This is a genomic window from Reyranella sp., from assembly GCF_965227665.1.
In the GTDB taxonomy this organism is placed as follows: Bacteria; Pseudomonadota; Alphaproteobacteria; order Reyranellales; family Reyranellaceae; genus Reyranella.
In genome coordinates this window covers 1,728,186-1,751,198 of record NZ_OZ245767.1, presented here as the reverse complement: position 1 = coordinate 1,751,198, position 23,013 = coordinate 1,728,186, and the positions used below count along the sequence as shown (strand labels likewise).

Annotated in this window: 22 protein-coding genes; 7 read left to right on the top strand and 15 right to left on the bottom strand. The window is 67.1% G+C overall.

Annotated elements, in window-relative coordinates:
- Positions 1-9: 9 nt before the first annotated feature.
- The 5 genes from ACO07I_RS08420 to ACO07I_RS08400 all read right to left on the bottom strand — a co-directional run bounded on the left by ACO07I_RS08420 (position 10) and on the right by ACO07I_RS08400 (position 5,426).
- Complete coding sequence (locus tag ACO07I_RS08420; protein ID WP_422016224.1) at positions 10-330, bottom strand: ArsR/SmtB family transcription factor; 321 nt, start codon at positions 328-330, stop codon at positions 10-12.
- A 79-nt stretch (positions 331-409) separates the two neighbouring features.
- A complete protein-coding gene (arsA, locus tag ACO07I_RS08415) occupies positions 410-2,179 on the bottom strand; it encodes an arsenical pump-driving ATPase (protein WP_422016222.1) in 1,770 nt (589 codons plus the stop codon).
- Between the two features lie 100 nt (positions 2,180-2,279).
- Positions 2,280-3,518: an organoarsenical effux MFS transporter ArsJ gene (gene arsJ / locus ACO07I_RS08410; RefSeq protein WP_422016220.1), complete on the bottom strand. Its 1,239-nt coding sequence runs from the start codon at positions 3,516-3,518 to the stop codon at positions 2,280-2,282.
- Positions 3,518-4,561 carry an ArsJ-associated glyceraldehyde-3-phosphate dehydrogenase gene (locus ACO07I_RS08405; RefSeq protein ID WP_422016218.1) on the bottom strand — a complete coding sequence of 348 codons (1,044 nt, stop codon included), beginning with the start codon at positions 4,559-4,561 and terminating at the stop codon, positions 3,518-3,520. Before ACO07I_RS08405 ends, arsJ begins: the two co-directional genes overlap by 1 nt.
- 16 nt (positions 4,562-4,577) lie before the next feature.
- Positions 4,578-5,426, bottom strand: a complete 849-nt coding sequence (locus ACO07I_RS08400) for a metalloregulator ArsR/SmtB family transcription factor (RefSeq protein ID WP_422016216.1) — start codon at positions 5,424-5,426, stop codon at positions 4,578-4,580.
- Positions 5,427-5,523: 97 nt separating this feature from the next.
- On the opposite strand from ACO07I_RS08400, the gene arsB reads away from it, so the two are divergent.
- On the top strand, positions 5,524-6,567 hold the full coding sequence (arsB, locus tag ACO07I_RS08395; protein WP_422016214.1) for an ACR3 family arsenite efflux transporter: 1,044 nt from the start codon (positions 5,524-5,526) through the stop codon (positions 6,565-6,567).
- A gap of 95 nt (positions 6,568-6,662) precedes the next feature.
- On the top strand, positions 6,663-7,337 hold the full coding sequence (locus ACO07I_RS08390; RefSeq protein ID WP_422016212.1) for a nitroreductase: 675 nt from the start codon (positions 6,663-6,665) through the stop codon (positions 7,335-7,337).
- Between the two features lie 9 nt (positions 7,338-7,346).
- Here ACO07I_RS08390 and ACO07I_RS08385 read toward each other — a convergent pair whose 3' ends face one another.
- The 5 genes from ACO07I_RS08385 to ACO07I_RS08365 all read right to left on the bottom strand — a co-directional run bounded on the left by ACO07I_RS08385 (position 7,347) and on the right by ACO07I_RS08365 (position 10,068).
- Positions 7,347-7,847: a hypothetical protein gene (locus ACO07I_RS08385; protein WP_422016210.1), complete on the bottom strand. Its 501-nt coding sequence runs from the start codon at positions 7,845-7,847 to the stop codon at positions 7,347-7,349.
- A gap of 103 nt (positions 7,848-7,950) precedes the next feature.
- Complete coding sequence (locus ACO07I_RS08380; protein WP_422016208.1) at positions 7,951-8,529, bottom strand: peroxidase-related enzyme; 579 nt, start codon at positions 8,527-8,529, stop codon at positions 7,951-7,953.
- A 35-nt stretch (positions 8,530-8,564) separates the two neighbouring features.
- Positions 8,565-8,870 (bottom strand): hypothetical protein, encoded by a 306-nt coding sequence (locus ACO07I_RS08375; RefSeq protein WP_422016206.1) that lies wholly within the window; start codon positions 8,868-8,870, stop codon positions 8,565-8,567.
- A gap of 88 nt (positions 8,871-8,958) precedes the next feature.
- Positions 8,959-9,456 (bottom strand): hypothetical protein, encoded by a 498-nt coding sequence (locus ACO07I_RS08370; protein WP_422016204.1) that lies wholly within the window; start codon positions 9,454-9,456, stop codon positions 8,959-8,961.
- Positions 9,457-9,531: 75 nt separating this feature from the next.
- A complete protein-coding gene (locus ACO07I_RS08365) occupies positions 9,532-10,068 on the bottom strand; it encodes a hypothetical protein (RefSeq protein ID WP_422016202.1) in 537 nt (178 codons plus the stop codon).
- Between the two features lie 140 nt (positions 10,069-10,208).
- On the opposite strand from ACO07I_RS08365, the gene ACO07I_RS08360 reads away from it, so the two are divergent.
- The 3 genes from ACO07I_RS08360 to ACO07I_RS08350 are packed head-to-tail and all read left to right on the top strand — an operon-like array spanning position 10,209 to position 12,582.
- Positions 10,209-10,877 (top strand): response regulator, encoded by a 669-nt coding sequence (locus ACO07I_RS08360; protein ID WP_422016200.1) that lies wholly within the window; start codon positions 10,209-10,211, stop codon positions 10,875-10,877.
- The gene (locus ACO07I_RS08355; protein WP_422016198.1) at positions 10,874-12,283 is read left to right on the top strand and encodes a sensor histidine kinase; all 1,410 of its coding nucleotides are present in this window, start codon (positions 10,874-10,876) and stop codon (positions 12,281-12,283) included. Before ACO07I_RS08360 ends, ACO07I_RS08355 begins: the two co-directional genes overlap by 4 nt.
- The gene (locus ACO07I_RS08350) at positions 12,280-12,582 is read left to right on the top strand and encodes a hypothetical protein (protein ID WP_422016196.1); all 303 of its coding nucleotides are present in this window, start codon (positions 12,280-12,282) and stop codon (positions 12,580-12,582) included. Before ACO07I_RS08355 ends, ACO07I_RS08350 begins: the two co-directional genes overlap by 4 nt.
- 63 nt (positions 12,583-12,645) lie before the next feature.
- Here ACO07I_RS08350 and ACO07I_RS08345 read toward each other — a convergent pair whose 3' ends face one another.
- Positions 12,646-16,281, bottom strand: a complete 3,636-nt coding sequence (locus ACO07I_RS08345) for an autotransporter outer membrane beta-barrel domain-containing protein (protein ID WP_422016194.1) — start codon at positions 16,279-16,281, stop codon at positions 12,646-12,648.
- 157 nt (positions 16,282-16,438) lie between these two features.
- Between ACO07I_RS08345 and ACO07I_RS08340 the strand changes: the two genes are divergently transcribed.
- Together ACO07I_RS08340 and ACO07I_RS08335 are read left to right on the top strand one after the other, a co-directional pair.
- Entirely contained in the window at positions 16,439-17,308 is an 870-nt protein-coding gene (locus tag ACO07I_RS08340) for a hypothetical protein (RefSeq protein WP_422016192.1), read from the top strand.
- Positions 17,309-17,346: 38 nt separating this feature from the next.
- Positions 17,347-17,829 carry a DUF3833 family protein gene (locus tag ACO07I_RS08335; RefSeq protein ID WP_422016190.1) on the top strand — a complete coding sequence of 161 codons (483 nt, stop codon included), beginning with the start codon at positions 17,347-17,349 and terminating at the stop codon, positions 17,827-17,829.
- Positions 17,830-17,832: 3 nt separating this feature from the next.
- On the opposite strand, the gene ACO07I_RS08330 is transcribed toward ACO07I_RS08335, so the two are convergent.
- The 4 genes from ACO07I_RS08330 to ACO07I_RS08315 are packed head-to-tail and all read right to left on the bottom strand — an operon-like array spanning position 17,833 to position 22,941.
- A complete protein-coding gene (locus ACO07I_RS08330) occupies positions 17,833-19,017 on the bottom strand; it encodes an acetate/propionate family kinase (RefSeq protein ID WP_422016188.1) in 1,185 nt (394 codons plus the stop codon).
- A gap of 10 nt (positions 19,018-19,027) precedes the next feature.
- Positions 19,028-19,807 carry an enoyl-ACP reductase FabI gene (gene fabI / locus ACO07I_RS08325; RefSeq protein WP_422016186.1) on the bottom strand — a complete coding sequence of 260 codons (780 nt, stop codon included), beginning with the start codon at positions 19,805-19,807 and terminating at the stop codon, positions 19,028-19,030.
- A 7-nt stretch (positions 19,808-19,814) separates the two neighbouring features.
- Entirely contained in the window at positions 19,815-20,777 is a 963-nt protein-coding gene (locus ACO07I_RS08320; RefSeq protein ID WP_422016184.1) for a phosphate acetyltransferase, read from the bottom strand.
- Complete coding sequence (locus tag ACO07I_RS08315) at positions 20,770-22,941, bottom strand: DUF3141 domain-containing protein (RefSeq protein ID WP_422016182.1); 2,172 nt, start codon at positions 22,939-22,941, stop codon at positions 20,770-20,772. The genes ACO07I_RS08320 and ACO07I_RS08315 overlap by 8 nt, the downstream gene beginning before the upstream one ends.
- Between the last annotated feature and the right edge of the window lie 72 nt (positions 22,942-23,013).

The window sequence follows — 23,013 nt, the reverse complement described above, 5'->3', positions numbered from 1 at the left end:
AAATCGTCACTAGGCTACGCATGTTTTCCCTGCGCCGGGGCGGACGCCGTCGGCACAGCATTCCTCGGCCAGGAAGGCGACAAGTTCGTGCATCACGTCGTAGTTGGCGTGGCAGACCAGCGTCGCACCCTCGCGCACCTGCGTCACGAGACCCACGATCACGAGCGACTTGATGTGGTGGGACAGGGTCGAGGCCGCCGCGTCGAGCTTGGCCTGCAGCCGGCCGACCGGCATGCCTTCGGCGCCAGCTCGCACCAGGGTGCGATAAATCTTCAACCGGGTCGGATTGCCCAGCGCTTCCAGGCGGGCGGCGGCATCGTCGAGCTTCATGAGGCGAAGATAGGTTTCCGTTCGCTGCAGTCAACTGAATTTCTAGAAATATAGAAATACACCGTTTCCCATTGGGTGGCTAGGCGACCAGGCTGGACAGGGCCGCGAGCCCTTCGGGCGGACTCGCTTGCCAGGGGAGCATGTAGAGCCGCGGGGCGAGGCCCTGCTGGACCCTCGCGATCTGCGCGCGCTCGCCCTGCAGACGCCTGACGAGCAGCGGATCGTGCGTGCCGCTTCCCACCAGACTTCGATTGATGACCCATGCGTAGGGCTCGATGTGCGCCCGACGCAGATCCTCCTGCAGCGCGGCCGCCTCCGAGACCGGCGTGGTTTCCGGGAGTGAAACCAGGATGATGCGCGAGTAGTCGGGATCCTGCAGCCGCATCAGCGGCGTCACGACCCGGCCCTGGGCGTGGGCGCCGATGTTCCGTGTCATTTCGCGATGGTAGGCGCCGGCGGCATCCATCAGCAGCAGCGTGTGGCCGGTCGGCGCGGTATCGAGCACGACGAAGGCGCTGCGGGCCTCCATCACGATCCGCGAGAAGGCATGGAAGACCGCGACTTCCTCCGTGCAGGGCGAAGCGAGGTCTTCGCGCAGCAAGGCCAGTCCCGCCTCGTCGAGATCCGCAGTGCGGGAAGCCATGACCTTGGCGATGTAGCGCTGCGTTTCCTCACGCGGATCGATCCGGTCGACCCGCAGGCCGTCCATCGTCGCTCCGAGCGTCGAGGCGACATGGGCGGCGGGGTCGGTGGTGCTGAGGTGAACGCCGTGTCCGCGCTTCACCAGACCCACCGCCAGCGCGGCGGCGATGGTAGTCTTTCCGACGCCGCCCTTGCCCATGACCATGATCAGCCCGCGGCCGGCGGATGCGAGTTCGTCGACGAGCCGGCCCAACCCGGGGATCTCAAGCGACGCCGGCGAGTCGTCCGCCGCGGCATCGGCGGGACGTTCCGGCTCGCCACCCAGCACCCGTCGCAGCGCATCCAGTCCGACCATGTCGAAAGACCGTAGCGGGATCCGGTCCTGCGGCAGCGGTCGCAGGGATTCGGGCAGATCGTCGAGGACCTGGCGGCCGAGCGTCTCGATCGATCGCGCCACTGCATCACCGGGGTCTGTCGCGGAGAAGACGCCGTTGATCGCCAGGTACTGGTTGGTGAGCCCTAACGCCTGAAGCTCGGCGCTGGTCCGCGCGGCCTCGCGCATGGCGCCGCGATCGGGGCGACTGACCAGGACGATGGTCGTGCTCTCGGCGTCACCCAGGGTGGCGAGCGCCGCCTGGAATCTTTCCTCCTGCATCTTGAGGCCGGAATGCGGGCCGAGGCACGAAGCCCCCCTGTCGTTTCCCTTCAGGAATCCGGTCCAGGCCCGGGGCAGGCTGAGCAGGCGCAGCGTGTGCCCGGTGGGCGCGGTGTCGAACACGACGTGATCGAACGCCTCGGCGCGGGTGGCCAGCAGGCCGACGAACTCGTCGAAGGCGGCGATCTCCGTCGTGCAGGCGCCGGAGAGCTGCTCGCGCACGGCGGCACGGTCGGCGGCGGTGGCATCCGCCCCGAGCTGCTCCAGGACGCGCCGCCGATAGGCCTCCGCCGCAGCCTCGGGATCGATGTTCATCGCCGACAGGCCGGGTGCGCCGGGTACCGATCGCGGCGCGTTGGACAGCGTCGTGGCGAACATCTCGTCGAGGTTCGACGCCGGGTCGGTGCTGATCAGGAGAACAGATCTCCCACGATCGGCGAGCGCGACGGCTGTGGCGCAGGCCAGCGTCGTTTTCCCGACACCGCCCTTGCCGGTGAAGAACAGGTGGCGCGTGGGCGCCGCGAGGAGTCCGAGCGGGATACTGGCTGACATGTCTTCACTCAGGGCATAGGCGCCCTTCGAGTCGTGAAGGAGACACAAGATCACCTGTCGCGCCTTGCGCCAGCGCAAGGCCGACGCCTGTTCGACCGGCTCAGGCCACGCGGCCGACCGTCCGGATTTCGCTCCGTTGGGACGGCAGCAGGAAGGTGATGATCCAGCAGGCCAGCAGCATCGCCGCCGAGCCGCCGAGGCAGAAGCCGATGCCGCTCCACTGGTAGAACAGTCCGGAGAGCAGCGTGCCGGCGAGGCGGCCGCAGGCATTGGCGGCGTAATAGAAGCCCACATCCTCGGCCGCCTTCTCTGACCCGGCATAGGCCAGGATCAGGTACGAGTGCAGCGAGGAGTTGACGGCGAAGGGCAGGGCGAAGATCGCCAGTCCCACGACGACGACGAGATCGGAGCGCAGGTCGAGCCCACTGTTCAAGGCGAGCGCGATCGCCAGCGGCACGGCAAGCAGCAGACCCGCCCAGACGCGCGCCCCCGGCACTTCGCGGCTGAGCCCATCGACGCTGCGCGGCACCAGGGCGGGCGCCACGGCCTGCAGGCCGCCATAGGCGATCGTCCAGGCGGCGAGGAACGCACCTACCTCCACGAACCGCCAGCCCGAGGCGTAGAGGAACACCGGCAGGCCGACGACGAACCAGACATCGCGGGCCCCGAACATGAAGACGCGCGCCGCGGCGAGAAGATTGACGCCCGCCGACTTGGCGAACAGCTCGCGCATGGTCTTCGACGCCTTGGCCTTGCCGAGTTCGCGCGGCAACAGCAGAAATCCTGCGAGGAGGACGACGAGCAGCAGCCCAGCCATCAGCCAGAGCGCCGCGCGGAACCCGACCGCCTCGAGCAGCAGGCCGCCCACGAAGAAGCCCAGGCCCTTCATCGCGTTCTTCGAGCCGGTGAACCACGCCACCCACTTGAACAGACGGCCCGCGCCGTCGCCCGCCGTCGCCTTGATGGCCGACTTCGAGGCTGTCTTGGTGAAGTCCTTGGCCAGCCCCGCGATGCCTTGCGCAGCAACGACCCAGGCGATGGAGACGAGGGCGGTCCACGCGGGATCCAGCGCCGAAAGCATGAGCAGGCTGGCGATCTGCAGCAGCTGGCCGGTCATCAGCATGCGCGGGATGCCGAAGCGCGTGGCGAGCCAGCCGCCCGCGAGATTGGCGACGATGCCGGCGAACTCGTAGAGCAGGAACAGGAAGGCGAGCGTGAATGGCGAGTAGCCGAGCCTGAAGAAGTGCAGCAGCACGAGCATGCGCAGCGCGCCATCGACCAGGGTGAAGCCCCAGTAGGATGCCGTGACGATCAGATAGTCGCGCGCCTTCGTTCCCATCAGGCGTCTGCTTCGATCACCATGTTCGCCAGATCGACCATGCGGCAGACATAGCCGACCTCGTTGTCGTACCAGGCATAGACCTTGAGCAGCGTGCCGTCGGTCACCATGGTGCTGGGGGCATCGACGATCGAGCTGCGCGTGTCGTTGCAATAGTCCGCCGATACCAGGGGCCGCGTCTCATAGCCCAGGATGCCGGCCAGCGACCCACGGGCCGCGATCTGGAACAGCTCGTTGACTTCGGCTTCGGTAGTCGACCGCGCGAGTTCGAACACGCAGTCGGTGAGGCTGGCGTTGAGAATCGGCGCGCGGACGGCGTGGCCGTTCAGCTTGCCCTTGAGTTCGGGGTAGATGACCGTGATCGCGGTGGCGCTGCCGGTCGTCGTCGGCTGCAGCGACAGCATGGCCGAGCGTGCGCGGCGCAAGTCCTTGTGCGGCGCATCGACGACGACGTTGGTGTTGGTCGGGGCATGGATCGTCGTGATCTGCCCGTGCCGGATGCCGATCGATTCGTGCACGACCTTGACCACGGGCGCCAGGCAGTTGGTGGTGCAGGAGGCCGCCGTCAGGAGGTGATGACGCGCCGGCTCGTAGAGATGGTCGTTGACGCCCAGCACGAGGTTGAGCGCCCGCTCATCCTTGACCGGCGCGGCGACGATGACCTTCTTCACGCCGCGATCGAAATAGGCCTGCAACTGCTCCGGCTTCAGGAACTTGCCGGTGCATTCGAGCACCATCTCGCAGCCGAGGTCGCCCCAGGCCACGTCTCCGGGCGAGGCGGCGGCGCTGAAGCCCAGATAGGTGCCGCCGACTGCCAGGCCGCGCTCGCCGTCGAGTTCGAAGGAGGTGTGCCAGCGGCCGTGCATGCTGTCGAATTCGAGGAGGTGCGCGGTCGCGGCCGCGCCGCCCGTGATCTCGTTGACATGGATGACCTCGAGGCGGTTGTCGCGCCGAGGATCGTCTAGCGGGCGCCGTATGCCGCCGAACGCGGCGCGCAGGGCGAGGCGTCCCATGCGGCCCATGCCGTTGATTCCGACTTTCATGGCCTGTCCTGCCTGCTTACGCCGGCGCTCTTGCAGAGTCGCCGATCTCGTCGAGCCGCTTCTTCAGCGCCATCCGGTCGAGCGACGCATAGGGAAGGTTGACGAAGATCTCGAGGCGCCGGCGGATCATGCCGTAGAGCTCGTTGATCATCGTGGCGCGCTCCACCTCCGATCCCATGAACTTGGCGGGATCGGGCAGGGGCCAGGCTCCCGTGACGGGCCGCTCGCCGAAGTCGGGACACTGCTGGCCCTGCAGCACGTCGCAGAGCGTGATGACGAAATCCATGCGCGGGGCGTTGGGTCCGATGAATTCGTCCCACGACTTGCAGCGCAAGCTATCGACCTCGTGTCCCAAGGTGCGGAGCTTGGCCAGCACCTCCGGCATCGGCTGTCCCGCCGGCTCGGAGCCGGCGGAGTAGGCATTGAACTTGCCCTTCCCCACCTGCTCGAGGATCGCCTCGGCCATGAGCGATCGGGCGGAATTATGCGTGCACAGGAACAGGACGTTGAAGGCGGGGGTCATGTGAACCTCGGGTTGATCCTCGGGCAGGAGTCGCGCCAGGTCGCCACAGAGCTCCGGTCGTCCGCCACAGCACGTCTCGGTCAGGAAGCTGAAGAGCGCGCGCAAACCGGCGAAGCGGACTGCATAGATAATGCTGCGGCCCTGCCGGGTGGACTGGACGAGGCCGGATTGTTCGAGAGCGGCCAGATGGAACGACAGCGTCGAGGGCACCTGCCCCAGGGCGCTGGCGAGTTCGCCGGCTGCCATGCCGGAAGCGCCTCGGGTCGCCAGGAGCCGCATCAGGTTGAGGCGGGTTTCCTGTGAAAGGGCACTGAATCCAGCAGCGGCGTCAGACGATTCCATAGTTCTCGAATAATCCAATAATGTGACATATGTATTACTCAGTTGGCCGTCATGAGTCGATGGCGAGCCTCGGCAGATCGATCCGGAGACGGCCCAGATGTCCCTATTCGAGCGTTACCTGACCCTGTGGGTCGCCCTCTGCATCGTCGTCGGCATCGCGCTGGGGCACTTCTTTCCCGCGCTCTTGCACGCCGTCGGCACGGCGGAAGTGGCTCATGTCAACCTGCCGGTGGCGGTGCTGATCTGGCTGATGATCATCCCGATGCTGATCAAGGTGGACTTCGCCGCCATCGCCGAGGTGCGCCGGCACTGGCGGGGCATCGGGGTGACCCTGTTCATCAACTGGGCAGTCAAGCCCTTTTCGATGGCGTTGCTGGGATGGCTGTTCGTCGGCCATCTGTTCAGGCCGTGGCTGCCGGCCGACCAGATCGAGAGCTACATCGCCGGACTCATCCTGCTCGCGGCCGCGCCCTGCACCGCGATGGTGTTCGTGTGGAGCAACCTGTCAGACGGCGAGCCCGACTTTACGCTGACCCAGGTGGCGCTGAACGACACGATCATGCTGGTGGCTTTCGCGCCCATCGTCGGGCTGCTGCTTGGCCTTTCCGCGATCGTCGTGCCGTGGCCGACGCTGTTGCTCTCGGTCGTGCTCTACATACTCGTGCCGGTGGTGCTGGCCCAACTCGTGCGCCGTGCGGTGCTGGCGAAGGGCAGCCAGCCGGGGCTCGACCGGCTGTTGGCGCGGCTGCAGCCCGCGTCTCTGGTCGCGCTGCTGGCGACGCTGGTCCTGCTGTTCGGCTTCCAGGGCGAGCAGATCATCGCGCAGCCGCTGATCATCGCCCTGCTGGCCGTGCCGATCCTGATCCAAGTCTACTTCAATTCCGGCCTTGCCTATCTCCTCAACCGCGCAGCCGGCGAGGACCATCGCATCGCTGCGCCCTCGGCGCTGATCGGCGCCAGCAACTTCTTCGAACTCGCCGTGGCGGCCGCCATCAGCCTGTTCGGCTTCTCCTCGGGCGCCGCGCTCGCTACCGTGGTCGGCGTCCTCATCGAAGTGCCGGTCATGCTGTCGGTGGTGAAGATCGTGAACGCCAGCAAGGGCTGGTACGAATCCGGCGCCGCGGTGTCGCGTCGACGCTGAGCGGGCGACCGCCTTACGGAACCGGCGCCGCGCTCGCGGTTTCCCGGTGCGCGACGGCTGCTATCCTCCGCCCGCGACAGGGAGCGCAGGAGCAAATGGATTTTCAGGAACTGGTGCACAGCCGCCGCAGCACCCGCGGCTTCAAGGAAAAGGCAATTCCGAAGACTTTGATCGCCGAGATCATCGAGGACGCCAAGCGCGCGCCGTCGTCGATGAACAGCCAGCCCTGGCACGTCCATGTCCTGACCGGCGCGCCGCTCGACGAGGTGCGGCGCCGCAATATGGAGGAAATGGTGGCGGGGAAGCCGTCGAAGCGGGACATCTTCACCCACGGCCCCTACGAGGGCGCTCATCGCGAGCGCCAGGTCGGTGTCGCCAAGCAGTTGTTCGCCGCCATGGGCATCGCGCGCGACGACAAGGCGATGCGCCAGGACTGGGTGCTGCGCGGCTTCCGCCAGTTCGACGCGCCGGTGTCTCTGGTGCTCACCTATGACCGCGTGCTCGATCCCGGCGCGACCTGCCATTTCGATCTCGGCGCGCTGTGCTACGGCATCGTACTGGCGGCCTGGGACCGCGGCATCGGCGCCGTGGTGAACGGGCAGGGTATCGCCCGCTCCGACATCGTGCGCGAGGTCGCGAACATCCCCGAAGACGAGGCGATCATGACCTGCGTGGCGCTCGGCTATCCCGACGAGACCTTCCCGGCCAACGCCGTGAAATCGGAGCGCACGCCTGCCGAGGCCTTCGTGCGCTACGTCGGTTTCGACTGAACGGTATCTCTAGCTCGAGGCGTTGCTCGTGCAATTGGCGACGGCCTGGAGGACGGCCTCCATCGACTGGCCGGATAAATCCCAGGTGTAAGTGTTGCCGGCCAACGACACTTCGAGGCGCTTGGCCGCCATGAACCGGTCCACCGTCGCGTAGTCGAGTGGCACGGATGCGCGATTCTTGTCGGCGGCGTTCGGCACGATCTGGATCGGCGGCTTGCCGTCGAAGCGGATCCGGAGCGGCGTCTTGCCGCTTCCGTCGACGCCCGGCACGCTCATGAAATGCTCGCGGTCGGCGGTGAAGGCGATGCGCAGCATACTGGCGCCGCTGCCCTTGCTGGCGGCGCAGCGGTGGAACTTGCCGCCCTGGCTGATCTTGAGGATGGTAAAGGTGCCGACCTTGCCGCCCTGCTGTTCGTGCCACTGCGCCGACGCGGTCGAGGCGAAGAACACGACGGAAACGGCCGCGCAGAAGGCGCTCGCGGCCTTCCCCATACTGACTCTGATACGCATGGACTGATGATCTCCCGGAGGGCGTGCGCCCGAACGCACACCGCCGGAACCTACAGGGCGCCGCGTCGACCGACAATGAGTGCGAGAGAGGCGGGCTCGCCTTTCAGCCGCGGCCCATTGCGTAGAACTCCGCGTTCGGGCGCATGCTGGTGACGTTGGCCATGCGGTTCGACAAGCCGAAGAAAGCGGCGATGGCGGCGATGTCCCAGACGTCTTCCTCGTCGAAGCCGTGCGTCGCCAGGGTCTCGATGTCGTCGTCGCCGACCTGGTGGGCCGACTGGCTCACCTTCACGGCGAAGTCGAGCATGGCCTTCTGGCGCGGGGAGATGTCCGCCTTGCGGTAGTTGATGGCGACCTGGTCGGCGATCAGCGGGTCCTTGGCGCGGATACGCAGGATCGCGCCATGGGCGATCACGCAGTACTGGCACTGGTTGAGGTTCGAGGTCGCGACGACGATCATCTCGCGCTCGGCCTTGCTGAGGTTGCCGGGCTTGTCCATCAGCGCATCGTGATAGGCGAAGAAGGCGCGGAACTCGTCAGGGCGATGCGCCAGCACGAGGAAGACGTTGGGGATGAAGCCGGACTTTTCCTGCACCTTCTCGATGCGCGCGCGGATGTCGGCCGGCATGTCGGCGAGGGCGGGCACGGGAAAGCGGCTGATGGCGGGATCCTTGGCGGACATGTCGTTCTCCGGAAAGCTCAAGACGTGTTTGCGCCTCAGCTTTCCTCTTCTTCGTCGCCGCTGTCGAGCCACTCGACGACGCGGATCATGCGCCCGTCCTTGTCGAACACGATCCTGAGGCTGTCATACTCCGTGCCGTCGGGCGTATCTTTGAGATAGTGCCAGTGGGCCACCGTGCCGCTGCCATGGCCGCGCACGCGGACGGCCTTGCCGAACTGGCGTACGACGTCGGCATAGGTCGATTGGCCCGGCGTCAGCTTCTCGACTGCGCCGGCATCGATCGGTTGGCCGATCTCGCGGGCGCAGGCGCCGAGGGCGACCACGCATGCAAGAGCCGCCATCGCAAGGCGGATCGCTCCGACCCCTTCAGTTCGCATGGGCACGCTATACACCTCAACGCACGCTGACCTGTCGAAACACGACATGGATTCATGGCGATTCGTGGGCGCGCAACAGCTCCCACTTCGGCTCGTCACGATCCGCCGGTTTGCTCTTGCGGATGTGCCCGTCGAGTTCGATGTGCAGTTCCGAGAAGCGGCCGTTGCGCTTGCCCAGCACCTCGAAGTGCTTGGGCTTGCGGCGCGGCTTCGCGGCCGGCTCGTAGCCCGCCTCCCGCGCGGCACGGAGCACGATTTCCGGGTCTGCCGGACCATGGTGGTGATCGTGATGAAGGTCGTCGTGGTGATGATGAGGCTTGCCATGCTCGATCTTCACGGTACGGCCGTCGACGACGACGCGAGACACCTTGAGCTCGGAGGGCTTCATTTCGCCGTCGAGCTTGACCGTGTCGCCGACCTTGAGCGCGACCCGGTCGAGCCCCTTCGGGGTGAGGTCGGCCAGGAGGGCGCCACTCTTCGTCTGGACGACGAAACGGTGCGAGAAGACGTGAAGGATCTTTCCGGAAACACTGACCTTTTGGTCGGGCATTGCCAACTCCTTGGGACTAGGGGAGAGGGAGAACGCGGCCCGAACCGCCGGGTTCGGACCGCAACGGACGAGGGCTCAGCGCGGCGCGACCGGCGGCGGCGGGGGACGGCGGCCCGGGCCGCGATCGGCTTCACGTCCGGGAGGCGGGGGCGGCGGCGGGCCGAAGGCCTCGCTGCGGCCGTCGGCCCGCGACAGGACCTGGGCGGCGATGAAGCCGCGATCGAAGCGGCCCTGCACCGAGACCTGCTCGCCCTTGTTCACGACGGCACGGTCGTCGCCGCGCGGCCCGAGATCGACCAGCATGCGGCCGCTGTCATCCTCGAGGATGAACTTGTTGCCGTAGATCTCCGCGACGCTGCCCTTCACCGCGACCACGTCGGCCGGCAGCAGCTTGGCGATCGCCATTGGCGTGATCAGCATCACGACCTGCGGCTGTCCGGGAGACGCGGCCGGGGACGGGGGTGGAGCGATTCCGGCGACCGGGGGCGGCGGTGGGGTCTGGGCGCCGGCAATGCCGCTGACGCCCGCGAACAGCAGCGCGCCGGCGGCGACGGCCAGGGCCCTGGCGCGGGGCTTGCGGGACGGGGAAGGAACGATGGCGTTGGTGGTCATGATCGCCTCCTGTATGTGTTGCGATGCCGTCAACATAGGAGGCGCCCCTAAATGCACGCTGAACCCCGCAGTTCAGCCTGCGTTCAGCTTCTGTGCCCTATTTCAGCCGGCATGAGGCACACGCCTGAAGCGGGAATCCCATGAAGGTGCTCCTGGTCGAAGACGACGCGCCGCTTGCCGAGATGATCGCGCGGGCGCTGCGCGCCGAGAACTTCGCCGTCGACATCGCGGCCGACGGGCTCGACGGCCAGCACATGGGCGAGACCGAGGCCTATGACGTTGCCGTGCTCGATCTCGGCCTGCCCAAGATTCCGGGCGCCACCGTGCTGCGCGCCTGGCGCAAGGCCGGCCGGCAATTGCCCGTGCTGATCCTGACGGCGCGCGACGGCTGGACCGAGAAGGTGGACGGCTTCAAGGCTGGCGCCGACGACTATCTCACCAAGCCCTTCCGGGTCGAGGAACTCATCATGCGCCTGCGCGCGCTTGTGCGGCGCTCGGCCGGCCACGCGACGCCGCGCATCGAGTGCGGCGCGGTCTCGTTCGACGCCCAGACCGGCGTGTTCGAACTCGACGGATTGCCGCTGAAGCTCACGGCGCTGGAATGGCGCGTGCTCGAATGCCTGATCCTGCGCAAGGGCATTGTGGTCGAGCGCGGCGACCTCACCGAGAAGGTCTATCAGGGCGATGTCGGCACCGATTCCAATTCGCTCGAGGTCATCGTCGCGCGGCTGCGGCGCAAGATCGGGCGCGACGCGATCGAGACCGTCCGCGGTCGCGGCTATCGTCTGACAGCGGCGCCGCCGCCGTGAAGGCCGACGCGTCGCTCGGCCGGCGTCTGCTGCTCGGCGCCTCGGTGTTCATCGTCGTGGCGCTGGTCGTCGCCGCCATCGTCATCGGCTTCGTGCTGCATCGGTTCGTGCAGGGCCAGATCGACCAGCGCCTCGACACGCAGGTCAACTTCCTGGCCTCGACGGTGCGGGTCACGCCGGCCGGCGACCTCTCGCTCGACGGCAGCGCCGATGGCCCGCCCTTCGACCGGCCGGGCCGCGGCTGGTACTGGCAGGTGAGCACTCCGCGCAACGTGCTGCGGTCACGGGCCCTCGATGGCGATGCGCTCGACGTCGCAGGCCTGCCGCTTTCACCTCCCCCTCTGCCGCCGCCTCATCGCGCAGGATCGCCGCCGCCACCGCCGCGGACGGTGCCGCCGCCACGTCCGGCCGACGGTCCCGGTCCGGGAGGCGAGGCGCTCCATTATCGGATCCAGCATATCGCGCTCGACGGCGTGCCCGTCGAGATCGTCGCCAGCGCGCCGCGCACCGCGGTGATGGGGCCTTGGCGCGAGGCGATGACGACGCTCGGCCTGTCGTTGCTCGTGCTGGGTGCGGCGCTCCTGCTGGCCATCGTGCTGCAGGTTCGACTGGGCCTGCGCCCGCTCGACCGGCTGCGCGGCGCGATCGCCGACGTGAGGGCCGGGCGGCAGGCGACCGTGCCCGAGGAACAGCCCGCGGAGGTGCAGCCACTGGTCTTCGAACTAAACGGGCTGTTGAAGCAGAATGCCGCCAATCTCGAACGGGCACGGGCTCATGTGGCAAACCTTGCGCACGGCTTGAAGACGCCGTTGGCGACGCTCAGCGTTGCGCTGTCGGCCAGAAATGAGGCCAAGAACGACGGCAAGTTCGTCGAACTCGTCGACCTTATGGAGCGACGCATCCGCCACCATCTCGGCCGTGCACGCGCCGCGGCGCTCGCCGGACCAACCCGCGCACAGACGCTGCTGGCGTCTGCGATCGGCGACCTGGGCGCCGTGCTTGCCAAGGTTCATGCCGGGCGCGGGATCGCCTTCAGCGCCGACATTCCAGCCGGGCTGGCCGTGGCTTGCGAGCCGCAGGATTTCGACGAGATCGCGGGCAACCTGCTCGACAATGCCTTCAAGTGGACCTCGACCGCCGTGATCGTGCGGGCCGTTGCCGAGGCGAAATGGGTGGTGTTGCTGATCGAGGACGATGGGCCGGGCCTTTCGCCCGAACAGGTGCCGCATCTGTTGAAGCCCGGACAGAGGCTCGACGAAACCGCGCCGGGCTTTGGGTTCGGCCTGTCGATCACGCGAGAACTGGTGGACCTCTATGGCGGCAGTCTCGATTTCGCGACGGCGCGCCAGGGCGGGCTGGCCGTCCGCCTTCGCCTGCCGAGGGCCGAACAGGGGGCTGCGTCGTGAGCGACCGCGCCCGCTGCATCAGGGCCTGGGGGGATCGTCGCGCCCGTGTGCTGATGATCGCGGTGCTGCTCGCCGCCGCCTGCGCCAGCCTGTTCATCTGGCAACGTCCGTGGATCGCGGGCCTGTGCCTGCTTGGCGCGGCGATCGGTACCTACGGCTATTTCGAGTTTCGCTGCCCGCGCTGCCGGGAGCGCTTCATGTCGTTTTCCCGAGACGCGGTCCGGTTCGATCGGACGAGCTGTCAATCCTGCGGCTTGCCGAAGAACGCCAGTCCGCTCGGCGCAGACTGCTCTCGGTGATCGGGTCGATCACCGACGGCCGCGTGATGTCGTGGTGACGTGCTCCGGGCGCGGTCCGTACGACTACCAGGTCATGCGGAATCCGGCGGTGAGGGCCTGGTTGGAATCCTGGCTGGAGATGTTGCCTTCGTACCGGAAGTAGAGGGAGGTGGCGTCGGCGATGGCGGTACTGGCGGAGAGGCCCAGCACGACGCTGTCGCGTTGCGGCGCGGCGCCGTAGGTGGTGAAGGCGAAGGCGGGCGCGCCGACGAAGGAGGCGGTGACGGGCCGCGCCGTGTCGGCATATTCGTGGCCCCAACCGAGCTTGACCGTCATCGCGAGCTTGTCGCGCCAGCCGAGATCCAGGGCGCCGCCGAGCTGGGCGCCGAGCACGCTGCGCAGCGAGTTGGTGGTCTGCGCGGCGACCGAGAGGTCGAGCGCGCCCGCGCCCGATTCGCTGAAGGCGCTCTGCGTGGCCGTTGCGCCCTGCAGGCGCGCGAACGGCGTGATGTAGGCATCCGCGCGTCCGCCGATGTCGAAGCGGTAGCCCGCCTCGAGCTGGCCGAAGAACAGGTTGGCGCCGGTGCGGCCGTTGGCGGTGCGCGACAGGCCGGGGATGGTGATCTGCCGCTGCATCTGGTTGTCGGAATAGGCGTAGGCCGCCAGAGCGTCGACATAGACGGCGGTCTTGGCGTAGCTGGCATAGAGGCCGGCCTGGAAGGTGTCGGAGAGGCCGCGGCCGGAGAAGCCGCCGACCCACTGGCTGCCGCTGGTGAAGCCGGCGGTGACGCCGACCAGCAGCTCGTCCGTGACGCGGCGGTCGAGGCCGGCGGCGAAGCCGCCGAGATTGTAGGTGAGCGTGCCGGCATTGGCGTTGCCGCCGACGACGCCGAAGCCGCCCAGCGCGCCGCCCCAGGCGCCCCAGCGCGCCGGCTCGCTCGTGTCGCAGGCAACGTCGCAGGCCTCGGCCAGCGCCACGCGGTTGCCGCCGCCCGACGTGCCGCCCACCGTGTTGGCGAAGTTGGTCATGAAGATCTGGGTGGTGGCGATGCCGGCCGAGGAGAAGGCGGAATAGTTCTGCCCGCTGATCGTGTTCATGGCCGCGACGCCCTGCTGGGCATTCATCGTCGAGAAGGCGCCCAGCACCGTGGCGAAGTCGCCGGTGGCACCGATGGCGCCGGCATCCAGCGCCGCGCCGACGGCAGCCTGGTTGGGCGTCTGGGCCTGGCGGGCGAAGCCGCCGATCTGAAGCGCGAGATAGACGTTGTTGGCGTCGTAGCTCAGACTCGGCAGGAGGAACGGCAGGCTGCTGGCGACCGACGAATAGGTGCCGGTGACGCCGCCGCTGGCATTCAGGATCGTGTAGGTGGTGCGGGGCGCATACGGGCTCGTGGAGGCTGGCGCCACCAGGACGCTTGTCCCCGCCGCGATCGTGGCGGTGCCCGGGGCGCCGCTCACGGCGATGAGGTCGCTCTGACCCTGGGCGTTGGTCTCGACCAGATAGGAGCTGCCGGCAGCCTGCGTGTAGCTGCCGGCGACACTCAGGCTGCCGATCGAATTACCCGGCGAGACCATGCCACCGTTGACGAAATTGCCGGCGATCGTGCCGTTGCCTGACATCGTGCCCGAGTTGGTCACGTCGCCGGTGATCGTGCCGTTGTTGACCGCGGTGCCGGTGTTGACCAGGCCGCTCTGGAACGCCCCTGCATTCAGGAAGAGACCTTGATTGAGGAACGGGCCGGCGCCTGACTGCGACGTGAACGTGCCGGCATTGTCCAGGAAGGCGTTGCTGGCCACCGAGTAGCCGCCGCTCGTGTTGAAGGAGGCTCCAGGGGCGATCGTGAGGCTACCGACCATCGAGCCGGTGAGGTTGAGGGTGCCGGCGCTGACCTGCGTTCCGCCGGTATAGGTGTTCGTTCCCGCCAGTGTCTGGGAGCCTCCGGCGATGGTCACGCTGCCACCGCCGACCGGGTACGCACCGCCGTCGACCAGATTGCCGGCAAACACGCCCGTTCCATTGGTGATGATGAGAGTGTTGCTGCCGAGATTCACCTGGCCGCTATTCGTACCCGTGAGGGACGCGATCGCGACCGGGGCCCAGGCGCGCGAGATGTCGAAGACACCGTCGTTGATCACGCCGCTCGACGTCCCGATGCTGCCTGGACCGGATACGAAGAGCATGCCGCCGCCGAAGATCGTCGTCGCGCCGGTATAGGTGTTCGTTGCGCTGGTCTGGATCGCGCCGCCGTTGCCCACAGTTACGCCACCGGGGCCCGATATGATGCCCGCCAGGCCGAGCGGTACATTGCCTGCGCTGACAATTAGCGGACCCCCGGCCGTCGTCGCCAGCGGCGCATCGGTGACGAAGAACGGCGTGTAGCCGACCGCCCTGTCCGACAGGTCGAACATTACCGAGTTCTGCATGAAGAACGGCAGGCCGAGGATATTCGCATTGAACGGTATCGCCGATACCGAATAGGAGCCGGTCGGCGACAGGTTTGCCGCGCTTGCCGCGAGTCCGGGGATGGCCGCCGTGCCCGGCGTCACGCCAACCATCGAGATGGAGGTCGCCCCGGAGACCGCGCCGGCGAGCGCTGGGGTCACCAGGAGGTTCGGCGTGCCGGTGTCGAGCAGCGTGGGAGCGGTCGCGGTCGTCGTTCCGCTTGGCCCTGTCAACGACACCGCGAATTGGACGCCGGTTTCCCACGTGGCATTGTTGCCCGGTGTGGACCCATACGGATTGACGAAATTGAACGGGGCGCTTCGTGCCCAGTGAACCAGCCCGTGACGAGCTGGATTCTGGCTGGGCAGGCCGACCGCTGCGAATTGGCCGATGAGTTGGGGCGTCAGACCGACGGTAACGCACGGATTGCAGGCCGTGACCGGCACGGTGGATCCGCCGACCACCACGGTCGCAGCGCCGCTGGGCGGATTGGAGCCGCCGGCCGGGTTGCGCTGGCCGTTCGCTGCGACCACGAAGCCTTGGGCCACGATGTTGCTGCCGGTCGCCGAAATCTGGCCAAGCACGCTGCCGACCGGGATAGGCGCTGTGCGGTTGCCTTGAGGACAGCTGGACGGGAGGGACACTGCGACCGAGCAGCCGCCCTGCAGCATGGTGAAGTCGCCAGCGCCAAAGATGCCGTAGAACTGCGGGCCGTCGGGAGGTACCGGGTTTGGATTGGCGGGACAGGAGAAGGGTGTATCGCAGAAATAGCCCGGAAAGAGCCACGGCACGCGCTGGCCCACGCTGTTGTCCGCGGTCACGGCCGTCATCTGGAAGCCCCCGCTTGGGGGGGCCGTCAGGGTCGTGAGGCCGCCACCCGGCTTCTCGAAGCTGAGCGCCGGGATCTGGACGATGTTGCCCATGTAGCCCCGGCAGCCCCCGTCGATGCTGGTGCCATAGCAGAACTGGACGTTGTTGCCATTGGGCACGGTCGACGCCGGCGCCGTCGTCGTGCTGCCGCCTCCGAACCCGTTCCAGGTGGTCGGATTGTAGGCTGCATTGAAGCCGGGGGAGCCGGTATCGAACAGATAGGACTGCAATGGACCGCCATTGATGCCGACATTGATGGCGAGGCGGAATTCATTGTCGCTCAGGGCGACATAGGAGAGGGGGATGTTCGTCGACCCCGTCGGCATATACTGGCCGAATGCGGTGCCGCACGCGAAAACAACAAAAGCGAGCCCGATCAGGCTGCGGTAGATGGTCCTCAGATTCACGCCCTGCCTCCCCCACGCGGATACGCTAAGGGCAGAGCGGGAGTTCCGACAAGGCGACTGTCCACCAATATGGGTCAGCAGGTCGCGCGCCGGATGGAAGAGCAGTTGAGGTTGGCTGGATGCCGAACGAACACATCTTGAGGGTGAGGCCCCAACCATGAGGCTGTCGGGACGGGCGAGTGATCTGGCATCTCATCCCGAGGTCTACACAATCGGCCGAATATCGACCGAGTTTTTTCTGCGCGGCTTCGAAGTGATTGGCCAGATGCACGACGACATACTGGGCGGCGTGATCCTCATGATCATGCTGGGCGACGCCCTCGGGGCCGCGGGCCGGACCGACGCGATCGGTATTCGCGAATTGGCGCGCCGGCTCGATATTCCCTTCGAGACCGTTCGGCGGCAAGTGCACAAGCTCGTTCGAAGCCGCGTCTGCCGTGCGGAGGATGGAGGCATATGCCTTGCCCCGTCGTTTCGACGGAGCACGCGTACGAATGCCATGTTGCGCAAGATCCATCTGGAGGCCGTCCGCATGCTCGATGGACTCAGGCGCATCAGGATCGGGCACTACAAACCGCCCGGCTCGTCCGCCACGTCGCGCACCCTGAGCAAGGAGCAGGCCGTCGTCGTCGCGGCCTCGATCCGTCTTCTCCTTGCGGCCCTGAAAGCACTGCGTGGCTTCTTCAAGGGTGACCTCATGAGCGGACTGGTATTCACCGCGATTCGAGCCGCCAACACGAAGCACATCACGAACACCGTGCCCGGCGCGAATAAGGATCTGCTGCCCGATTCCGATCGGCGGCCGGTCAGCATGATGGCGATTTCGAACTCGATGAGGCTTCCCTACGAAACGGTTCGGCGCCACGCCGCAAAGTTGATAAGGCAGGGCATGTGCCGGCGTGCCGGCCGCGATGGCCTGATCGTCCCCACGGCTACCTTGCGTGGAATGACGTTCGAGGCCGGCACGGTGGTCCGGATTGTATTCGATTTCATGCAGGAATTGCGGACATCCGGCGTGAAAGTCTGAGGTCGGGGAACGCCCGCGGCTCTGCCTCGTTGGCGCAGATGGACATCGACGATTTTGCCGGCACCTCGCCGGAATTGCTTCCCGAAGCCTATCTCGCCGGCAACCTCGAAGGCTGGGGCGTGGTCGAGCGCGTGACCGGCGGCCTGCAGCAGCGCTTCACCGTGAAGGCGCGTGGCACGTGGGACGAAGCGGCGCGTATCCTGCGCTTCGTGGAGACCTGGACCTTCGACGATGGGCGACAGGACACGCTCGCCTGGAGAATCTCGAAGCTCGACTCCGGGCGCTATGCTGGCGAGGAACAGCGGCTCGCCGGAGAAGCAGAGGGCGAGCGGGCGGGCTGTGCGTTCCACTGGCGCTATACGCGCGACACGCCGCAGAGCGGCGGCGGCGACAAGTCGATGGTGCTGAACTTCAACGACTGGTTCTACCGCATCGACGAACGGGTGGTGATGGTACGCGGCAGCGCCGGCCGCGCAGGCATTCCCTTCTCCATTTTGCACGCCACTTATCGACGACTGTGACACTCAGCCATCTGCCAGCGCCGCCCTCGTGTAGCGCGCGATCATGCGTTCCTCGTCGGTCGGCACGATCCAGGCAGAGACAGCTGAACCGTCGGCGCTAATTCGCCCTTCGCCCGCAAGGTTGCGCGCCGGGTCGAGCGTCACGCCAAGCCATCGGCAGCCCGCGACGATCTCGGCGCGCGTGGCGGCATCGTTTTCACCGATGCCGGCTGTGAACACGATGCCGTCGACACCACCCAGCGCAGCTGCGAGCGAGCCGATCTCGCGCACGATGCGATAGACGAACAGGTCTATCGCCTCGCGCGCCGCGGGTTCGGTGGAGGCGCGCAAGGTGCGCATATCGGAGGAGATCCCGGATACGCCGAGCAGGCCCGATTTGCGATAGAGAAGATCCTCGATCGCCGCGAAGCTCATGCCGCGCTGCTGGGCGAGGTAGAGCAGCACGCCGGGATCGAGCGTGCCGGCCCGCGTTCCCATCATGAGTCCGTCCAGCGCGGTGAAGCCCATCGTGCTGGCGACACTGCGTCCATCCTTCGTGGCGCAAAGGCTGGCGCCGTTGCCGAGATGCGCGATGATCAGCCGGCCCTGCGCCAGCTTCGGCTGGGTGGCGAACAGGCGCTTCGTCACGAAATCGTAGGACAGGCCGTGGAAGCCGTATCGTCGCACGCCGTCCGCGGTGAGTTCGCGCGGCAGGGCGAACTCCTGCGCGAGCACCGGCTGGGTGCGATGGAACGCGGTGTCGAAGCAGGCGATCTGCGGTAGGTGAGGCGCCGCGTCCAGGATCGCTGCGATCGGCGCCAGATTGTGCGGCTGGTGCAAGGGCGCCAGCGGCACCAGCGCTTCGAGTTCGGACACGATCGCCCCGCCGACGCGCACCGGCGCGGCGAACTTCGTGCCGCCATGGACGACGCGATGGCCAAAGGCGAGGAGCGGGCGGCCGGCGAGCAGCGCCTGGCCCTGCGACAGTATCTCCGCCGTCGCGCCGTGATGGTCGAGCGCGCCGTCCTGCCATTTCCGCTCGGCGACGGTTTGGCCCGCGGCGTCCCGCACCTCGAGGTGCGGACCGACACCGATGCGCTCGACCTGTCCGCGATAGAGCAGGGCGCCGTCCGCACCGGAATCGTACAGCGCGAACTTGATGCTGGAGGAGCCGGCGTTCAGGACCGCAATGCATCCGGTCTCGTTCATCGGAGCAGCCTCACGCGACGATGCTCGCGCCGCCGTCGACATAAACGGTGCCGCCGGTGACGCGGTGCGCGAAGGGTGTGGCGAGAAAGGCGCAGGTGTAGCCGACATCCATGATGTCCACGAGTTCGCCCAGCGGCGATTTCTGCACGGCCTCGTTCAGAAGCAGCTCGAAATCCTTGAGGCCAGAGGCGGCGCGGGTCCTGAGCGGGCCGGGGGAGATCGCATGGACGCGGATGTGCCGGGGCCCGAGTTCGTAGGCGAGGTAGCGGCAGGCCGCCTCGAGCGCCGCCTTCACCGGTCCCATGACGTTGTAGTTCGGCACGACCCGGTTGGCGCCATGGTAGCTCATGGCGAACATGGTTCCGCCGTCCTTCATCAGCGGCGCCGCCAGCCGCGCCATCCGGATGAAGGAATGGCAGGACACGTCCATCGCCTTGGAGAAACCCTCGGCGGAGCAATCGAGAAGCCCGCCCTGAAGATCGGCCATCGGGGCGAAGGCGATGGAGTGTACCAGCATGTCGAGCCGGCCCCAGCGGTCGGCGATCTGCCCGAATATCGCCTGCAGCTGACCCGGCACCGCCACGTCGAGCGGGCCGGTTATCTCCGCGCCCAGCTCGCTTGCCAAGGGCTCGACATGGGGCCGCGCCTTCTCGTTCAGCCAGGTGATGGCGAGATCGGCGCCGGCTTCGCGAAAGGCGCGGGCGCAGCCATAGGCGATAGATTGGTCGTTGGCGACGCCGACGATCAAAGCCTTCCTGCCCACCAGGACGGGCCGGATCTGCTCGGTCATGGAGTCCTCACGCGATGGAAGTGGCGGCGCTGGCCCGGCGTGCGGCCGCCACCAGGGAGGCGACGGCACACGAGGCGAGCCGCGTGGTCAGCGAATCGGCGCGGCTGGTCAGGATGATCGGCACGCGCGCGCCCAGCACAATCCCGGCGGCGTCGGCGCCGGCCAGGAAAGTGAGGCTCTTGGCCAGCATGTTGCCGGCCTCGAGGTTGGGGACGATCAACACGTCGGCCCGTCCAGCGACCGGTGAGACGATGTTCTTGATGGACGCCGCCTGGAGGCTGATCGCGTTGTCGAGGGCCAGCGGGCCGTCGAGGACACCGCCGGTGATCTGGCCGCGATCGGCCATCTTACACAATGCGGCAGCCTCGATCGTCGATCCGACTTTCGGGTTGACCGTCTCGGTGGCGCTCAGGATGGCGACGCGCGGCTCGGCAATGCCCAGCGCGTGCGCGAGGTCGATGGCGTTCTGCACGATGTCGACCTTGTCCTCGAGCGTCGGCGCGATATTCACGGCGGCGTCCGAGATGATCAGCGCCTGCTGATGACGGGGCACGTCCATGACGAAGCAGTGGCTGATGCGCCGTGCCGTGCGGATGCCGGTCGCGCCCGAGACGACCGCGCCCATGAGTTCATCGGTATGGAGGCTGCCCTTCATCAGCGCCTCCGCACGGCCGCAGCGCACGAGCTCGACCGCTTTGGCGGCCGAATCGTGACTGTGGGCCGAACCAACGATTTCGAAGCCGTCAATGTCGAGAGAGGCCTTGGCGGCGACGGCACGGATGCGGGCCGGAGGGCCGACCAGGATGGGGGCGAGCAGGCGGCCTCGGGCCGCCTCGACGGCGCTCTCGAGCGAGACCTCGTCGCAGGGATGGACCACGGCCGTGACCAGAGGCGGATGGGCGCGCGCCACCGCTATGAGACGGTCGTACTTCTCGCGCGGACCGTCGGTCGGTGGCGTGGCGTCAGGCATCCTGTCTCTCCTGCGGCGGCTTGCGTGCGCCAACGAACATGGTTTCCAACCGCTGCATGAGCCCTTGCTCCTGTGGCGTCAGGTCGCCGGAAGCCATCAATATGTCCTGGATGACCTGCCAGCCGGCTGTCCTGAGCTGCGGGTCGTCGGGCAGGAGCTTCGGGATGGCCTGGATTGCGCGCTCCTCGTCGAGACGAAGCAGCAGGTATTGGTCGCGGAACAACGCCTTCAGCTCGTCGAAGCCGATGCGCCGGTTTGCCGGCAGGATCTGGCGCACGGCCTGAAGCACGGAGAAGCCGCGCTCGTCGACCGTCCGGCGCGGCAGGCGGACATGCATCAGGGCGCGCACCACGGCCTCGGGCAGTCCACCGCTCTCGAAACGCGTCTCCAGCTCGGCACGCCAGCGCCCGGCGATCGCTTCGCGCGCGAGATCTCTGCCGTTCTGCCGGCGTGCCGGTGCGGCTTCCGCCGCCAGACCTGTCGCCGCCTGCAGGGCCGGGGATCCGTAGGTGCCGAGAAACATCGCCTCGGTCGTCGCGTCGCGGAGGAGCCGATAGCCTTCCAGGCAGCTCGAGATCCAGGTCGACGTCACCTTCTCCAGGGTGAGCAGCGGATTATCCGACGCCGCCGGCTCGCGATGGCTGCGCACGGCCTCTGCCAGCGGCTTGATGGCCGCCATGGCGGGATTGCGGTCGGAAAAGGCCGCGAAGCGCAGGCGGTGGACGTTGGTCGCCCGCAGAAGCTCGGCCGATTGCGGGATGACCATCGCGCGCACGACCGGCTGGGCGAAGGTACTGTAGAGGCCGCGGTTGATCTCGGAGACGCGCGCGACGGTCGCGAAGCGCTGGTCGTCCTCGTCGCTGTTGCCGCCGAGCTTTCGGATGGCGTCGAGCGTCCGTGCCTCGAGCTGGAACAGGTACTTGCCATGGACCAGACCCGGATTGACGGTGGTGCCGTCGACTTCCGAGATCACCGCCTCGTAGAGGCCAGGCGGCAGCAGGTCGATCATCTGCATGCAGGAGGCGAACTCGGCATGCTCCTTGGTCGCGACCTTGCCCGAGACGAAGATGCCGAGATGCCCAATCGTCTGGTGCAGCGTGTAGACGATGGTCTGTCCGTTAGTGACGATCTCGTCCTCGTGGCCATACAGGTCGGTGATCCAGCCGAGCGCCTGCTGCGGCGGCGTGATGTTGTCGCCCCAGGAACACAGAACGATGATCGGCGAGCGGATGTTGCGCAGGTCGACGCGGGTGCCGTCGGAAGTGCTGATTTCGCCCGAGGTGAGCTTGTTGCCGACGAAGAGATTGTCGGCGATCCACTGCATCTCGCCGGCATTGAGCAGGACGGGGCTGCCCCACCAGGTCTCGAAGTTGAGGAAGCGCGTCGTCTCCGTGTCGACCTTCGAATAGAGATTGTAGGGCTTGTCCCACCAGGTGTTGGCGGGGTTAAGCGATTCGAAATTGCTGACCAGATAGGCGCCGTCGAAGATGCCGTTGCCGAGGTCGCCCGCCAGTGCGGTCAGCCAGGTCCCCCCCAGCGCCCCGCCCAGGTAGCGCATCGGATTGCGCCCATGCACGCCCGCCCAGTAGGAGAGCGGCGACCCCGCCAGCAGGATCGGCCCGAACAGGTCGGGCCGGATCGCGGCCGTCATCATGATCTGCCAGCCGGCTTGGCAGTTGGCGACCACGACGGGCTTGCCTTCGGCCTCGGGATGGCGCGCGGCTACGGCCTCGAGGAACGTCGCCTCTGCCCGGCACACATCCTCGATCGTCTGTTCCGATTCGGGCGCCGGCCGGAAACCGATGAAGTAGGTGGCATGGCCGGCGGCCAGTGCGACGCCGATTTCGCTGTCCTGCTTCATGCCGCCGATGCCCGGGCCGTGCCCGGCCCGCGGGTCGACGACCACGAACGGCGGCTTGGCTGGGTCCGTGACCGTCCCTTCGGGCGGCACGATCCTGATGAGGAAATAGTTCACGGGCCGCGGCAGGGTGCGGCCGTCGAGGACCGGCTCGGAGGCGAAGCCCAGCACGTGCGGTACGTCTTCGGCGCTGCGTTCGACGAACGTGTTCCCACGCTCGCGCAGGGTATCCAGTGTCAGGACGGAGCGCTGCCACGCATCGATCCAGTACTCCTGGAAGAAGTTGAACGGCGATTCGACCGACACTGGGCTCTCCCCAAGACAGGTCCGCACAGTCGGGCCAGGCGCCTGCCCGAGCCTTGATCTTCGTCAAGCTTC

Coding starts and splice junctions, on each gene's coding strand:
- ACO07I_RS08420 (WP_422016224.1), bottom strand. CDS start 330: ATGAAGCTCGACGATGCCGCCGCCCGCCTGGAAGCGCTGGGCAATCCG.
- arsA (WP_422016222.1), bottom strand. CDS start 2,179: ATGTCAGCCAGTATCCCGCTCGGACTCCTCGCGGCGCCCACGCGCCAC.
- arsJ (WP_422016220.1), bottom strand. CDS start 3,518: ATGGGAACGAAGGCGCGCGACTATCTGATCGTCACGGCATCCTACTGG.
- ACO07I_RS08405 (WP_422016218.1), bottom strand. CDS start 4,561: ATGAAAGTCGGAATCAACGGCATGGGCCGCATGGGACGCCTCGCCCTG.
- ACO07I_RS08400 (WP_422016216.1), bottom strand. CDS start 5,426: ATGGAATCGTCTGACGCCGCTGCTGGATTCAGTGCCCTTTCACAGGAA.
- arsB (WP_422016214.1), top strand. CDS start 5,524: ATGTCCCTATTCGAGCGTTACCTGACCCTGTGGGTCGCCCTCTGCATC.
- ACO07I_RS08390 (WP_422016212.1), top strand. CDS start 6,663: ATGGATTTTCAGGAACTGGTGCACAGCCGCCGCAGCACCCGCGGCTTC.
- ACO07I_RS08385 (WP_422016210.1), bottom strand. CDS start 7,847: ATGCGTATCAGAGTCAGTATGGGGAAGGCCGCGAGCGCCTTCTGCGCG.
- ACO07I_RS08380 (WP_422016208.1), bottom strand. CDS start 8,529: ATGTCCGCCAAGGATCCCGCCATCAGCCGCTTTCCCGTGCCCGCCCTC.
- ACO07I_RS08375 (WP_422016206.1), bottom strand. CDS start 8,870: ATGGCGGCTCTTGCATGCGTGGTCGCCCTCGGCGCCTGCGCCCGCGAG.
- ACO07I_RS08370 (WP_422016204.1), bottom strand. CDS start 9,456: ATGCCCGACCAAAAGGTCAGTGTTTCCGGAAAGATCCTTCACGTCTTC.
- ACO07I_RS08365 (WP_422016202.1), bottom strand. CDS start 10,068: ATGACCACCAACGCCATCGTTCCTTCCCCGTCCCGCAAGCCCCGCGCC.
- ACO07I_RS08360 (WP_422016200.1), top strand. CDS start 10,209: ATGAAGGTGCTCCTGGTCGAAGACGACGCGCCGCTTGCCGAGATGATC.
- ACO07I_RS08340 (WP_422016192.1), top strand. CDS start 16,439: ATGAGGCTGTCGGGACGGGCGAGTGATCTGGCATCTCATCCCGAGGTC.
- ACO07I_RS08335 (WP_422016190.1), top strand. CDS start 17,347: ATGGACATCGACGATTTTGCCGGCACCTCGCCGGAATTGCTTCCCGAA.
- ACO07I_RS08330 (WP_422016188.1), bottom strand. CDS start 19,017: ATGAACGAGACCGGATGCATTGCGGTCCTGAACGCCGGCTCCTCCAGC.
- fabI (WP_422016186.1), bottom strand. CDS start 19,807: ATGACCGAGCAGATCCGGCCCGTCCTGGTGGGCAGGAAGGCTTTGATC.
- ACO07I_RS08320 (WP_422016184.1), bottom strand. CDS start 20,777: ATGCCTGACGCCACGCCACCGACCGACGGTCCGCGCGAGAAGTACGAC.